The sequence below is a fragment of the Nocardioides sp. S-1144 genome (assembly GCF_005954645.2).
Classification (GTDB): domain Bacteria; phylum Actinomycetota; class Actinomycetes; order Propionibacteriales; family Nocardioidaceae; genus Nocardioides; species Nocardioides dongxiaopingii.
In genome coordinates this window covers 1,439,791-1,452,892 of sequence record NZ_CP040695.2, presented here as the reverse complement: position 1 = coordinate 1,452,892, position 13,102 = coordinate 1,439,791, and the positions used below count along the sequence as shown (strand labels likewise).

At 73.3% G+C, this 13,102-nt stretch carries 13 protein-coding genes; 2 read left to right on the top strand and 11 right to left on the bottom strand.

Translation table 11 applies throughout. From position 1 onward, the window contains the following. Nucleotides 1–16: 16 nt before the first annotated feature. Nucleotides 17–688 (bottom strand): hypothetical protein, encoded by a 672-nt coding sequence (locus FE634_RS06880; RefSeq protein WP_138875453.1) that lies wholly within the window; start codon nt 686–688, stop codon nt 17–19. A gap of 148 nt (nt 689–836) precedes the next feature. On the opposite strand from FE634_RS06880, the gene FE634_RS06875 reads away from it, so the two are divergent. Then, nucleotides 837–2,612 carry an acetyl/propionyl/methylcrotonyl-CoA carboxylase subunit alpha gene (locus FE634_RS06875; RefSeq protein WP_138875452.1) on the top strand — a complete coding sequence of 592 codons (1,776 nt, stop codon included), beginning with the start codon at nt 837–839 and terminating at the stop codon, nt 2,610–2,612. A gap of 3 nt (nt 2,613–2,615) precedes the next feature. Continuing rightward, nucleotides 2,616–3,809, top strand: coding sequence for a benzoate/H(+) symporter BenE family transporter (locus FE634_RS06870; RefSeq protein WP_138875451.1), 1,194 nt, complete (start codon nt 2,616–2,618; stop codon nt 3,807–3,809). Between the two features lie 6 nt (nt 3,810–3,815). Here the strand turns inward: FE634_RS06870 and FE634_RS06865 are convergent, their stop codons facing one another. From FE634_RS06865 to FE634_RS06820, 10 genes are read right to left on the bottom strand one after another with little or no spacing between them, the layout of a single operon-like run. Then, complete coding sequence (locus tag FE634_RS06865) at nt 3,816–4,826, bottom strand: glycerate kinase (RefSeq protein WP_222847682.1); 1,011 nt, start codon at nt 4,824–4,826, stop codon at nt 3,816–3,818. A gap of 41 nt (nt 4,827–4,867) precedes the next feature. Continuing rightward, nucleotides 4,868–5,146: a YciI family protein gene (locus FE634_RS06860; RefSeq protein WP_137293258.1), complete on the bottom strand. Its 279-nt coding sequence runs from the start codon at nt 5,144–5,146 to the stop codon at nt 4,868–4,870. Between the two features lie 42 nt (nt 5,147–5,188). Next, entirely contained in the window at nt 5,189–6,034 is an 846-nt protein-coding gene (locus FE634_RS06855; protein ID WP_138875449.1) for a fumarylacetoacetate hydrolase family protein, read from the bottom strand. Nucleotides 6,035–6,057: 23 nt separating this feature from the next. Beyond that, nucleotides 6,058–7,161, bottom strand: coding sequence for an XdhC family protein (locus FE634_RS06850; RefSeq protein ID WP_148240461.1), 1,104 nt, complete (start codon nt 7,159–7,161; stop codon nt 6,058–6,060). Next, complete coding sequence (locus tag FE634_RS06845; RefSeq protein ID WP_138875447.1) at nt 7,154–8,077, bottom strand: amidohydrolase family protein; 924 nt, start codon at nt 8,075–8,077, stop codon at nt 7,154–7,156. The genes FE634_RS06850 and FE634_RS06845 overlap by 8 nt, the downstream gene beginning before the upstream one ends. Further along, the gene (locus FE634_RS06840) at nt 8,070–9,284 is read right to left on the bottom strand and encodes a vWA domain-containing protein (RefSeq protein WP_138875446.1); all 1,215 of its coding nucleotides are present in this window, start codon (nt 9,282–9,284) and stop codon (nt 8,070–8,072) included. Before FE634_RS06840 ends, FE634_RS06845 begins: the two co-directional genes overlap by 8 nt. Beyond that, complete coding sequence (locus FE634_RS06835) at nt 9,271–10,137, bottom strand: AAA family ATPase (protein ID WP_138875445.1); 867 nt, start codon at nt 10,135–10,137, stop codon at nt 9,271–9,273. Before FE634_RS06835 ends, FE634_RS06840 begins: the two co-directional genes overlap by 14 nt. After that, nucleotides 10,137–11,156, bottom strand: a complete 1,020-nt coding sequence (locus FE634_RS06830; protein WP_137293252.1) for a xanthine dehydrogenase family protein molybdopterin-binding subunit — start codon at nt 11,154–11,156, stop codon at nt 10,137–10,139. The genes FE634_RS06835 and FE634_RS06830 overlap by 1 nt, the downstream gene beginning before the upstream one ends. 2 nt (nt 11,157–11,158) lie before the next feature. After that, nucleotides 11,159–12,538 carry a xanthine dehydrogenase family protein molybdopterin-binding subunit gene (locus FE634_RS06825; protein WP_137293251.1) on the bottom strand — a complete coding sequence of 460 codons (1,380 nt, stop codon included), beginning with the start codon at nt 12,536–12,538 and terminating at the stop codon, nt 11,159–11,161. Further along, nucleotides 12,538–13,098: a (2Fe-2S)-binding protein gene (locus FE634_RS06820; RefSeq protein ID WP_138875444.1), complete on the bottom strand. Its 561-nt coding sequence runs from the start codon at nt 13,096–13,098 to the stop codon at nt 12,538–12,540. The genes FE634_RS06825 and FE634_RS06820 overlap by 1 nt, the downstream gene beginning before the upstream one ends. Nucleotides 13,099–13,102 lie beyond the last annotated feature (4 nt).

Genomic DNA, 13,102 nt, shown 5'->3' with positions numbered 1-13,102 from the left:
GTGACTCTAGGAGGGCTCAGTCGCAGTTGTCGCAGAGGCCGGTCGCCGGGATCGCCATGAAGCAGCGCGGGCAGACGTTGACCGGCCGGTCGGTGACCGCCACCCGCTTGGGCGCCACCACCTTCGGCTCGCGCGGCTCACGCGGTGCTCGCGGCTCGCCCGGGGTGCGCGGCGTGCGCGGCGCCGCCGCGGCGCGAGGAGCGCGGGCCGCGCGGGTCGAGGTGCGGTAGACGGAGTCGGGGACGCCGCCGTCCTCGGGCGCGGACCCGGCCCACTGGTAGCACAGCAGCCGGGACTCCGCGGCGTGCCGCTCGCGCGCCAGGGCCTCGGTGACCGGACGCTCCTCCGCGGCCTCGAGGACGGCGTCGTAGCGCTCCCCCACGCGTCCGTTGGCGTCGACGACCAGCGCCGTCAGCGGCGGGTAGCCGTCGCGGGCGTGCAGGTGCACCAGGGGCAGCAGCACCTTGCCGAGCCAGCGGTCGTGGGAGCGGGTCGTGCGGATGCCGGAGTCGACCTGCAGCCGCTCGGCGAGCACCGCCTCGCGCACCACCGCGTGGTAGGACGCGGCGGCCTCCTCCAGGATCGGGTGGGCGGCTCGGGCCCAGGTCTCGAGGGCGATCGGCTCGGAGGTGGCGACGCCGCTCGCCTCGTACCAGAACCCCTTGCGTTCCTGCTGGTACTCGGACACGTCCCGAGCATAGACAGGGGGCCTCGCGCCGCGGGGTCTGCCCCTCGGCCCACCCGCTCCGGACGGCGCCGGGAGCGGTAACGTGCCCGGCGGCGCCCACGACACGACCGCGGCTGCCGACCGATCCCTCGCACCACAGGAGCCACGCGTGCCCGACGTCAAGCCGTTGCAGAAGGTCCTGATCGCCAACCGCGGCGAGATCGCCGTCCGGGTCGTCCGGGCGTGCAAGGACGCCGGGATCGGCAGCGTCGCCGTCTACGCCGACCCCGACCGCGACGCCCAGTTCGTCCGGCTCGCCGACGAGGCCCACTCCCTCGGCGGCGCCACGCCGGCCGAGTCCTACCTCGACATCGCCAAGATCATCGCGGTCGCCGAGAAGTCGGGCGCCGACTCCGTGCACCCCGGCTACGGCTTCCTCGCCGAGAACGCCGACTTCGCCCAGGCCGTCCTCGACGCCGGGCTCGTCTGGATCGGTCCCCCGCCCGCGGCCATCGAGGCGCTGGGCGACAAGGCCAAGGCCAAGCACATCGCCGAGCGGGCCAACGCCCCCCTGGCCCCCGGCACCAAGGACCCCGTCAAGGACGCCGACGAGGTCGTCGCGTTCGCCAGGGAGGCCGGGCTGCCGGTCGCCATCAAGGCCGTCTTCGGCGGCGGCGGCCGCGGCCTCAAGGTCGCGCGCACGCTCGAGGAGATCCCGGACGCCTACGAGTCCGCGGTCCGCGAGGCCGTCAGCGCGTTCGGCCGCGGCGAGTGCCTGGTCGAGAAGTTCCTCGACAAGCCGCGCCACGTCGAGACCCAGTGCCTGGCCGACCAGCACGGCAACGTCGTGGTCGTCTCGACCCGCGACTGCTCGCTGCAGCGCCGCAACCAGAAGCTCGTCGAGGAGGCACCAGCGCCGTTCCTCACCGACGAGCAGGTCGCCGAGCTCTACGCCTCGTCCAAGGCGATCCTGCGCGAGGCGGCCTACGTCGGCGCCGGCACCTGCGAGTTCCTCGTCGCCGCCGACGGCACGATCTCCTTCCTCGAGGTCAACACCCGCCTCCAGGTGGAGCACTGCGTCTCCGAGGAGGTCACCGGCATCGACCTGGTGCGCGAGATGTTCCGCATCGCCGCCGGCGAGGAGCTCGGCTACGACGACCCCACGGTCACCGGCCACTCCATCGAGTACCGCATCAACGCCGAGGACGGCGGCGCCAACTTCATGCCCGCCCCCGGCACGCTGTCGGCCTGGAGCCCGCCGCAGGGCCCCGGCGTCCGGCTCGACGGCGGCTACGAGAACGGCGAGACCGTCCCCGGCTCGTTCGACTCCCTGATCGCCAAGCTCGTCGTCACCGGCCGCGACCGGACCCAGGCGCTGGAGCGCTCGCGCCGCGCCCTCGACGAGTTCGTCGTCGACGGCATGCCGACGGTGATCCCGTTCCACCGCGCGGTCACCCGCGACCCCGCCTTCGTCGGCGACGGTGCGGGCTTCAGCATCTACACGCAGTGGATCGAGACCGACTTCGACAACCAGATCACCCCGTACGCCGGCGCCCCCGCCGAGGCCGGCGAGCCCGAGGAGCGCCAGAGCGTCGTCGTCGAGGTCGGCGGCAGGCGCCTCGAGGTCGTCATCCCCGGCGGCCTCGGCGGCCTGTCGGCCGGCGGCGGCAGCGCCGGCGCGAGGAAGCCCCGGCGCGCGGCCGGCAGGAAGGCCGGCGCCGCGGCGTCCGGCGACGCCGTCACCAGCCCGATGCAGGGCACCATCGTCAAGGTCGTCGTCACCGACGGCCAGGAGGTCGCCGAGGGCGACACCATCGTGGTCATCGAGGCGATGAAGATGGAGCAGCCGCTCAAGGCGCACCGGGCCGGCACCGTCACCGGGCTCGTGGCCGAGGTCGGGGCGACCGTCACCAGCGGCCAGACCCTCTGCGAGCTCAAGGACTGACGCATCAAGCACCACTCCTCCCGCGACCCGCAGCTGGGCCAGTCCGTCGTCGCCGGCGTCATCACCGCCGTCGTCGGGTTCACCTCCTCCTTCGCGGTCGTCCTCGCCGGGCTGGACCGGGTCGGCGCCTCCCCCGGTGACGCGGCCTCCGGGCTGCTGGTCGTCACGACGACCATGGGTCTGGGGTGCCTGCTGTTCTCCTGGCGCACGAGGATCCCGGTGACCATCGCCTGGTCCACCCCGGGCGCGGCCCTGCTCGCGGGGGCGACCGTGCCGGACGGCGGGTACGCCGACGCCGTCGGCGCCTTCGCCCTGGCCGGGCTCCTCTACGTGGCGACCGGCCTGGTCCGGCCGCTGGGCGACCTGGTGCGCCGGATCCCGACGTCGCTGGCCAACGCGATGCTCGCCGGCGTCCTGCTGACGCTGTGCGTCCAGCCGTTCCTGGCCGTCGTGGACGAGCCGGGCGCCGTGGCCCCCGTGCTCGTGGTCTGGCTCGTGCTCCTGCGCGTGGCCCGCCGCTGGGCCGTGCCCGGTGCGTTCGCCACCGCGATCGTCGTGATCGTGGCCTCCGGGTCGCTCGCAGAGGTCGCCGCCGGCGACCTCGCCCCGACCCTCACCTGGACGACGCCGGCCTTCGACCTCGCCACCATGGTGGCGATCGGCGTCCCCCTCTACCTGGTGACGATGACGAGCCAGAACATCCCCGGGGTCGCGGTGCTCGGCTCGTTCGGCTACCGCGCCCCGCTGGCCCCGGCCCTGAGGTACACCGGTGTCGCGACGGTCGCCACCGCGCCGCTCGGCGGCTTCTCGATCAACCTCGGGGCGATCACCGCGGCCATCTCGGCCGGCCCGACGGCCGGGGAGGACCCGACCCGGCGCTGGGTGGCCGGCGTCTCCACGGGGATCACCTACATGCTGCTGGGTCCCCTGACCGCCCTGGTGACCACGGTGTCGGCCGTGGCCCCGGCCGGGGTCATCGCCACGGTCGCCGGACTGGCCCTGATCGGCACCTTCGGCTCGGCGGCCGCCTCCGCCCTGGGCGACGAGGACTTCCGCGAGGCGGCCGCCGTCACGTTCGTCGTCGCGGCGTCCGGGTTGACGGTCGCGGGCGTGGGAGCGGCGTTCTGGGCCCTCCTGGCCGGTGGTGTGTTCCTGCTCGTGGTGCGGGTCGGCGCCGCGCCGCCGGCCTCGCGCTGACGACGCTCAGCGGCCGCCGGCGCCCGGCGAGGCTGCGCGGTGCTCGTCGAGGATCCGCCGGCCCAGTCGCCGACCGGCCTCCACGAGCTCAGCGGTGGTCGAGGCCACCGTGACCGACGACAGACCGAGGGCTCGTGACTCGGCGTCGCCCAGCAGGCTCTGACCGACCACGGCGTGGATCGGCAGGCCTGCGCCGGACCGGCCGGACGCCTCGACCACGCCGGCCACCACCTTGCCCTCCCGGGTCTGGCCGTCCAGACGTCCCTCCCCGGTGACGACCGCGACACAGCCACCGGCGGCCTCGTCGAACCCGAGCGCGTCGAGGACCACCTCGATGCCGGGCCTGAGCTCCGCGCCGAGCGCGGCCCACAGCCCGCCCGACAGCCCGCCGGCACACCCGGTGCGCGGCACGCCTCGCGGGTCGCGCGGCAGGCGTCGTGCCAGGGCCTCGAGACGTTCCTCCAGCCGGGCGACGGTCGCCGCGTCGGCGCCCTTCTGGGGCGCGTAGACGGCGGCGGCCCGCTCGAACGGCGTGGTCACGTCGCAGAGAACCTCGAGGTGAGTCCCCCGCAACCCCCCGTGCTCGAGGATCGACCCGATCGCCCCGGCCCCGCCGTCCGTGGTGGCGCTCCCGCCGACGCCGAGCAGAATGCGTCCGACACCGCTGGCCACGGCCGCCGCGACGAGCTCGCCGGTGCCGCGGGTGCTGGCGTTCCAGGCCCCCAGGGGATGCGGCACCACGAGGGTGAGGCCGCTGGCCGACGCCGTCTCGACCACCGCCGTGCGCCGGTCGGCGGACACCAGGAGGCGACCGGTGACCGGTGCCCCGAGGGGGCCGGTCACCGGCACGTCGTGCACCGTCCCGCCGTGGGCACCACGGAGCACGTCGAGCGTGCCCTCGCCGCCGTCGGCCAGCGGCATGCTCACCGGCTCGACGCCGGCGGCCCGCAGCCCGGCGGCCACCGAGGCGGCCACGACGTCCGCGGCGTGGGTGCCCTTGAACGAGTCAGGGGCCACCAGCACACGGACACCGCGCTCGGCCCCGGCGGCCGCTCCCATCAGGCGGCGAACGGACCGACGGTGATCTTCCACTCCTGCAGGGTGCGGTCCTTGGTCACGTCGAGCTGGGTGTAGGGATCCTGGTCCACGAGCGCCTGCGCGGCGTCCAGGTCCTCGGCGGAGAAGACGATGATGCCGCCCGTGAGGTCGGCCAGCGGACCGGCCAGGACGACGGACCCGGCCTCCTCGAGCCGGGCGAGGTGGCTCATGTGGTCGGGGCGCCGCTCGGCCCGGAGGGGGGTGTCGTGGTAGCCGTAGGTGAGGACGAAGTAGGCCATGGTCGTTCCTTTCGTAGGTGGATCACAGGGGAAACAGGGGGGTCAGCCGGCGACGACCGACTGACGCTGACGGCCGAGGCCGTCGATCGAGATCTCGACGACGTCGCCGTCGCGGAGGTAGGGGTAGCGCCCGGAGAGGGCGACCCCCTCCGGGGTCCCGGTGAACACGACGTCGCCCGGCTCGAGGACCAGCACCTGCGAGAGCCACCAGACCAGGTGGTCGACGCCGAAGATCATGTCCTGGGTGCTGGAGTCCTGGCGCGGCTCGCCGTTGACCCAGGACCTGATGGCGAGGCTGCCGTGGTCGACCGGGTCGAGCACGATCGAGGGCCCGAGCGGACCGAAGGTCGCGAAGCTCTTGCCCTGGGACCACTGGCCGCCGTCCTTGCCGAGCTGCCAGGACCGCTCGGAGACGTCGTTGCCCACGGTGAGGCCGGCGATCACCCCGGCGGCCTCCGCCGGGGAGTCGAGCCGGCTGGCCCGGGCGCCGATCACGACGACCAGCTCGGCCTCCCAGTCGCTCTGGGCGCTCCCCGGCGGCAGGACGACGTCGTCGTTCGCGCCGACCAGGCAGCTGCGGGCCTTGAGGAAGAGGATCGGCTCGCGCGGGGGCTCGCTCCCGGACTCCGCCGCGTGCGCGGCGTAGTTCTGCCCGATGCACAGCACCGCGCCCGGCCGGGCGACCGGGACGCCGACGCGCAGGCCGTCGGCCCCGTCGAGCACGTCGAGCCGACCAGCGTCGTGGGCCTCGCGCACCCGGTCGACACCGCCCGTGGCGAAGAAGTCCGGGTCGATGTCGTCGGTGACGCTCCTCAGGTCGAGGATCGTGTCGGCCACCCGCAGGGCGGGGACCTCGGCGCCGGGAGGGCCGAGTCGCAGCAGTTCCATGTCGTCTCCTGGGTTCGTGGTGCTCAGGGCCCGCTGGGGGCGTGGATGGGCTGTCGGGTCCCGGTCAGGGCACGTCCGCTGCCACCCCACGTCGAGGCGACCATCTCGGCCGCGATCGAGACGGCCGTCTCCTCGGGGGTGCGGGCGCCGAGGTCGAGGCCGATGGGCGAGCGGAGCCGCGCCAGTGCCTCCGGTGGGACGCCCTCCTCCCGGAGCCGGCGGACCCGGTCGTCGTGGGTGCGCCGGCTGCCCATCGCGCCGATGTAGGCCGCCGGCGTCCGGAGCGCCGCCACGAGCAGCGGCACGTCGAACTTGGGGTCGTGGGTCAGCACGCAGAGCGACGTCGACGCGTCGACGTCGGCCCGCTCCAGGTAGCGGTGGGGCCACTCGACGACCACCTCGTCGGCGTCCGGGAACCGGGTGGCCGTCGCGAACACCGGACGGGCGTCGCACACGACGACGTGGTAGCCGAGGAACTTCCCGATCCGGGCGACCGCGGCCGCGAAGTCGATGGCTCCGAAGACGATGAGTCGCGGCGGCGGGGCGAACGACTCGACGAAGACCGAGAGCTCCTCCATGCGGCGCTGCCCGTCGGCGCCGAGGGTCAGGGTGGCGCTCGAACCCCGGGTGAGCAGGCCGCGGGCGTCGTCGACCACGGCCTCGGTCAGGCGGGCCGGGCCCAGGTCACCGACGGACCCGTCCGGGGTGAGGAGGACCTGACGGCCGATCGACTCCCCCGCGACCACCGTCGCCAGCGCCACCGGCCGCCGGTCCCGCACCAGGGCCGCGACCTGGTCGAGCAGGGCCGACTGCTGGGCGGTCACCGGTTGGACGAAGACGTCGAGGATCCCGCCGCAGGTCAGCCCGACGGCGAGGGCGTCGTCGTCGGACACCCCGTAGCGCAGCAGCCGGGGCACCCCGGTCTCGAGCGCGTCGCGGCACTCCTCGTAGACCGCGCCCTCGACGCAGCCGCCGGAGACGCTGCCGACGACCTCGCCGTCGGCGGCCACCGCCATCGAGGCACCGGGCTGGCGGGGCGCGGAGCTCCAGGTCCCGACGACGGTGCCCGTGGCGTAGGGCACCGCGGCGCTCGTCCACCTCTCCAGGGAGGGCAGGATGTCACGCACCAGCCGGCCCCAGCCCGTAGGTGCGCCGGGCGGTGCGCGAGAAGACGTCGGCCTGCTCCTGCGGCGTGCGGTGGCTCACCGCGCGCTTCCACGCGCGGGTCAGCTCGGGCATCGAGGTCCACAGCTTCTCGACCGGGAAGTTGGTGCCGAACATCGCGCGGTCCGACCCGAAGCGGTCGAGCACCTCGTCGGCGACGAGGCGCAGGAGGTCCTCGTCGAGACGGTGCACGAACGTGCCCTGCCCGGTCAGCTTGACCACCACGTTCGGGAGGGCGGCGAGGCCGTCCATGCCCCGACGCCACCGGCCGAGCTCGTCGGCGTCGTCCCGGTCGACGAGCATGCCGGCGTGGACCAGGACGAAGGTGACCTGGGGGTGCGCCCGGACCAGCGCAGCGGCGTCGGACATCTGGCCGGCGAAGACCTGGAGCTCGAAGAGCCAGCCGAGGTCGGGCAGGCTCGCGAGGTTGCGGTCGAGGACCGGGTCCTTCATCTGCTCGGGGCCGTCGGCGAACCGGAACTCCGGGCGCTCGTGCCAGTGCAGCTGGAGTCGCGTCCCCACGACGAGCGGGCTCAGCGCCTGCTGGGTCCGCATCACCTCGACGGCGTCCTCGGAGAACAGGTCGGCGCAGCCCACCACGGCCATCGGCCAGCCGGTCCTCCCGTGCAGCTCGGCGACCCAGCGCACCTCGTCGACGACCCGGTCCAGCGGCCAGTTGGGTTGCACGTAGACCGAGGTCCCGATGCCGGCCGAGCGGGCGTCCTCGACGTACTCCTCGACGAGGTAGTCCCGGCGGATCGGCTCGTAGGGTCCGAAGATGCGGGGCACCATGGGGCCGGAGAGCCACGGCATGTCCGCCTGGCGCCACACGTGGTGGTGCGCGTCGACGATGTCGCCGTCGTAGAGCTCGTCAGTCATGGTTCCTCCTCCTGGGGTGGTGCGCGGGGGCGTGGGAGAACGAGCTGCGCACCTGGGCCAGCGCCGTCTCCAGGTCGCGGACCCCCGCCAGTGCGTCGAGGTCGCCGACCACCGCGGCCATGCCGCGGGTCAGCGGCCGGTAGGCGGGATCGCAGGCCAGGGGTGACCACCAGGTGAGCTGGTGGGCAAGGCGGGAGAGCCGTCCGACCGCCCCGACCATGGCCGTGCAGTCCCCCCGCTCGAGGCCGTCGGAGAGGACCAGCACGAGCGCGCCCCGGGCCATGGTCACGACGTGGGGGTCGGCCAGGAGCTCCGTCAGGCTCTCGCCGATCAGCGTCCCGCCGTCCGCGTCCAGGACCAGCGGAGCCAGCGAGTCGAGCGCCTCGTCGACGTCGCGGTGCCGCAGGGCCGCGGTCACCCGGGTCAGCCGGGTGCCGAAGGTGAAGACCTCCGCGCCCGAGCAGGTCGCGAGCACGGTGTGGGCGAACCTCAGGTGGTCGGGGCTGTGCTGCTTCATGGAGCCGGAGACGTCGATGAGCACCAGGACACGACGCGGCTGCGTCGGCCGGTGCCGCCACCGCAACCGGACGATCTCGCCCTGCGTGCGCCGGGACTCCAGGTAGACCGCACGCAGGTCCACCCGGTGGCGGCGGCGTCCGGGTCGGTGGCGGCGCGAGCGCGCCCGGGGAACCGCGCGGGGCAGCTCCGCGGCGATCTCGCGCATCACCGCGTGCGCCGACGCCGAGGTGCGCCCGAAGCGCTTCGGCAGCTCGGGGCTGCCCAGTCCGGCTCGGAGTCCCGACCCGCTCGTCTCCGTGACGAGGAGGTCCTCGACCTCGTCCCCTGCTGGAGCCGAGCCCTGCTCCTCCTCGTCGTCGTCCCCGTCCTGCTCCTCGGGAGCCTCGGCGGGCTCGTCGACGACGAGGACGGCGTCCTCCGGAGAGCCGAAGAAGCGGCGGAAGACCTCGTCGAAGACCGGGTGCCCGGACTCGGAGGTGACGATCGTCGCGACGCCGACCCAGTAGAGCTGTCCGGTGGTGGACGGCGCCACGGCCTCGATCCCGGCGTGGAAGTCCCGCTGCTTGGTGGCCGGCACGCTGAGGCCCGCGTCGTGCAGGGCGCGCAGGAACGCGGCCAGGTGGTCCCGGGTCCGGGCGACCAGGCGCGGGTCGACCGACACACGCACCCCGGGGTCAGCCGTCGGCATCGGTGAACACCTCGTGGTCGTGGGCCCCGACCAGCTCGACGTCCTCCTCGTTCTTGACCAGGAGCCCGAGGGAGGCCCGCAGCGCCTCGCCCCACGCGGTGCCGTCCTCGGCCAGCGCCACGGAGCCCTGGGCCCACGCGATGGACTCCGCGATGCCGGGCCGCTTGGCCGGGCCCAGGGCGCGGATGACGTTGACCGAGCGCACCAGCTGCTCGGCGCTGCGCGCGCTCAGCCCCGGCGCCTGCGCCTCGACGATGGCCCGCTCCCGCTCCGGCTCGGGGAACGGGATCCAGTGGTAGAGGCAGCGGCGCTTCAGCGCGTCGTGCAGCTCGCGGGTCCGGTTGGAGGTCAGGACCACCACGGGGGGCACGGTCGCGGTCACCGTGCCCATCTCGGGGATGGTGATCTGGAACCCGTCGAGGAACTCCAGGAGGAAGGCCTCGAACTCGCTGTCGGCGCGGTCGATCTCGTCGATCAGCAGGACCGCCCCGGTGGGGCTCCGCAGGGTCTTGAGCAGCGGCCGCTCCAGGAGGAACGCGTCGTCGTACAGGTCGGCGACGACGGCGCCGGTGACCTCGGCGGCGCGCAGGCTCAGCAGCTGCTTGGGGTAGTCCCACTCGTAGAGCGCCTGGGACACGTCGATCCCCTCGTAGCACTGCAGGCGGACGAGCTCGCGCCCGAGCACGTCGGCGAGCACGTGCGAGACCTGGGTCTTGCCTACCCCGGGCTCACCCTCCAGCAGCAGCGGTCGCCCCAGCGCGACGGCCAGGCGGACCGCCGTCAGCAGACCCTCGTCCGCGAGGTAGCGGCGCTCGGTCAGCTGCCGGTCCAGCGTGGCGTGGTCGATGAGCATCAGGCCGACGGCTCCGCGTCACGCAGCTCGTCGAGGCCCCGCAGGATCGACTCCGGGGTGAACGGCATCACCGTGATCCGCACGCCGCAGGCGTCGAAGATGGCGTTGGCCACCGCCGGGATCGGGGCGTTGGCCGTCATCTCGCCGATGCCCTTGGCCCCGAACGGCCCGTTGGCCGCGGGCCGCTCGAGGATGACGCTGGTCTGGACGGGGGTCTCGGCCGGGCCGGGCATCAGGTACTCGCTGAAGTCGACGGGACCGTGGGCCCGGGAGCTCGGGTAGTAGGGCTCGGTCGCCTCGAAGACGGCGTGCGAGACACCCATCCACGCGCCGCCCTCGACCTGCTGGGTCACCATCGCCGGGTTCAGGGCGCGACCGATCTCGTAGGCGTTGTGCAGGCTGAGGACGGTGACGATGCCGGTCTCGTCGTCGACCTCGACCTCGGCGACCGTGCAGGCGTGCGCCTGGGCCGAGTCGGGGTCCATCTCACCGGTCTCGGGGACCGGGTAGCTGCGCTCCTTGAGGAAGATCCCGCGCCCGGAGATGGTCCTGCCCTGCTTGAAGTGGGCGGCCAGGGCGATGTCCTGGACGTGGATCTTCGTCTCCGGGCTGCCCTTGAGCCGCACGTAGCCCGAGCCGTCGGTCTCGAGGTCGTCCGCGTCGACCTCGAGCTCCTCGGCGGCGACCTGCAGCATCACCTCGCGGGCCTCGCGCGCCGCCATGACCACGGCGTTGCCGACCCGGTGGGTGCCGCGGCTGGCGAAGGTGCCCATGCAGTGCGGGCCGGTGTCGGTGTCGGCGGTGTCGACGATGACGTTGTCCATGGGCATGCCGAGGGTCTCGGCCGCGCACTGCGCCGCGATGGTCTTGAGCCCCTGGCCGAGGTCGACCGAGGAGAGGCTGACCACGAAGCCGCCCATGGTGGTGGCGTGGATCAGCGCCTGGGAGGGATCACCGCCGAGGTTCATGCCGGTGGGGTAGTTGACGGACGCGTAGCCGCGTCCACGCAGCAGGGCCATGCTCAGGCCTCCCTCGGGGTGGACGACGACAGGGCCAGGTACTCCGGCGGCAGGTCGTGACCGACCAGGGCCGCGGCCCGCTGGATGACCTCGATCAGGGCGGTGCCCGAGGCGACCTTGCGGTGGGCCTTCATGTCCCCGTCGCGGTAGGCGTTGCGCAGCCGGAGCTCGAGCGGGTCGATGTCGAGGGCCCGCGCGATGCGGTCCATCTGCGACTCGATGGCGAAGTCGGCGATGGTGACCCCGAAGCCGCGCATCGCGCTGGACGGCGTCCGGTTCGTGTAGACGCAGTGGCAGTCGGCGTGGACGTTGGGGATCGTGTAGGGACCGGGCAGGTGGGCTGCCGCCTTCGTGGTGCCGTACGGCGTGTGCCGCGAGTAGGCGCCGGAGTCGACGTAGAGCATGACCTTGCGCGCCACGATCCGCCCGTCGGCCATCACGCCGTCCTTGATGTAGATCCGCTCCGCGGCCCGGGGAGAGGAGACCTGCATCTCCTCCTCGCGGGAGTAGACGAACTTGACCGGCCGGTTGGTCAGGGTCGCGGCGATGCAGGCCAGCGGCTCGACCATCACGTCGACCTTGCCCCCGAAGCCGCCGCCGACGGTGCCGCCCTTGACCTGGAGGTCGGTGAAGGGGCGGTCCAGGATCAGCGCGGTGTTGTCGAGGGTGAAGAACGCCGCCTGGGTGTTGGAGTGGATGAGCAGGCGGTTGCCGCTCTGCGGGACCACGATGCACCCGGTCGTCTCGGTGGGCGCGTGCTCGATGGGTGCCGAGCTGTAGCGCCACTCGAAGACGTGGTCGGCCTGCGCGAACCCCTCCTCCACGTCGCCGAAGCGGATGCGGCGGGCGTGGTGGCCCTCGTAGACGAAGTAGTTGGTGCCGTCCTTCTTGATCACCGGCGCGTCCGGGGACAGCGCCTCCTCGACGTCGAGGACGGCGGGCAGCTCGGTGTAGGACACCTTGACGCGGCTGGCGCCCTCGATGGCCGCCGCCTCGGTGTCGGCCACGACGGCGACGATCGGCTCCCCCACGTAGAGCACGCGGTCCTCGGCCAGCACCGGCTCGTCGAGGGGCTCGACGCCGATCAGCCGCAGCACCAGGTACCAGTTGGCCGGGACGTCGTGGTGGGTGATGACCCGGAGCACGCCCGGGACCGCGAGGGCCTCGGAGCAGTCGATGTCGTCAATCCGGGCGTGGTGGTGCACCGAGCGGTGGATCTTGACGTGGGCCAGGTCCGGGAAGGCACGGTCCTCGAAGAACTCGGTCCGCCCGGTGACGTGGCCGAGCGCGTCGGACCGCTGGGCGGGCGTGCCGATGACGGTGAAGTCCGACGTGCGCTCGTCGGCGAAGAACTCGGTGTCGATCTCGTTGATCTTGGCCATCACACGTCCGCCCGCATTCCCTCGGAGGACTCGTACGCCGTGGTCGGCGGTGGACCCGCGTCGGTCTCCGGGGTGGTGGTGGCGGTCGCGGCCCGACGACGGGCGGCGGCGTCGAGGATGGCGGTGATGATCGGCTCGTAACCGGTGCACCGGCACACGTTGCCGCTGATCGCCTCCTGGACCTCCTCGGTCGTCGGGTCGGGGTTGCGCTCCAGGAGCGCCTCCGCGGACATGATCATGCCGGGCGTGCAGAAGCCGCACTGCGTGGCGAACCCGTCGAGGAAGGCCTGTTGCACGTGGCTGAGCACCTGGCCGTCGGCCAGGCCCTCGATGGTGCCGACGGCGGACCCGTCGACCGTGACGGCGGGCACCAGGCACGACACCACCGGGTCGCCGTCCAGCAGCACCGTGCAGGAGCCGCAGGCGCCCTGCGCGCAGCCGCGCTTCGCGCCCATCATCCCCAGCTGCTCGCGCAGGCCGAGGAGCAGCGTGGTCTCGGGTCGGGCCATGAAGGCCTTGTCGACGCCGTTGAGCTTCAGGTTGACGATCTTGACCGTCATCGCG

Excerpts from the sequence above, each read along its gene's own strand:
- FE634_RS06825 (WP_137293251.1), bottom strand. The coding sequence starts at position 12,538 with ATGGCCAAGATCAACGAGATCGACACCGAGTTCTTCGCCGACGAGCGC.
- FE634_RS06855 (WP_138875449.1), bottom strand. The coding sequence starts at position 6,034 with ATGGAACTGCTGCGACTCGGCCCTCCCGGCGCCGAGGTCCCCGCCCTG.
- FE634_RS06845 (WP_138875447.1), bottom strand. The coding sequence starts at position 8,077 with ATGACTGACGAGCTCTACGACGGCGACATCGTCGACGCGCACCACCAC.
- FE634_RS06860 (WP_137293258.1), bottom strand. The coding sequence starts at position 5,146 with ATGGCCTACTTCGTCCTCACCTACGGCTACCACGACACCCCCCTCCGG.
- FE634_RS06820 (WP_138875444.1), bottom strand. The coding sequence starts at position 13,098 with ATGACGGTCAAGATCGTCAACCTGAAGCTCAACGGCGTCGACAAGGCC.
- FE634_RS06830 (WP_137293252.1), bottom strand. The coding sequence starts at position 11,156 with ATGGCCCTGCTGCGTGGACGCGGCTACGCGTCCGTCAACTACCCCACC.
- FE634_RS06840 (WP_138875446.1), bottom strand. The coding sequence starts at position 9,284 with ATGCCGACGGCTGACCCCGGGGTGCGTGTGTCGGTCGACCCGCGCCTG.
- FE634_RS06835 (WP_138875445.1), bottom strand. The coding sequence starts at position 10,137 with ATGCTCATCGACCACGCCACGCTGGACCGGCAGCTGACCGAGCGCCGC.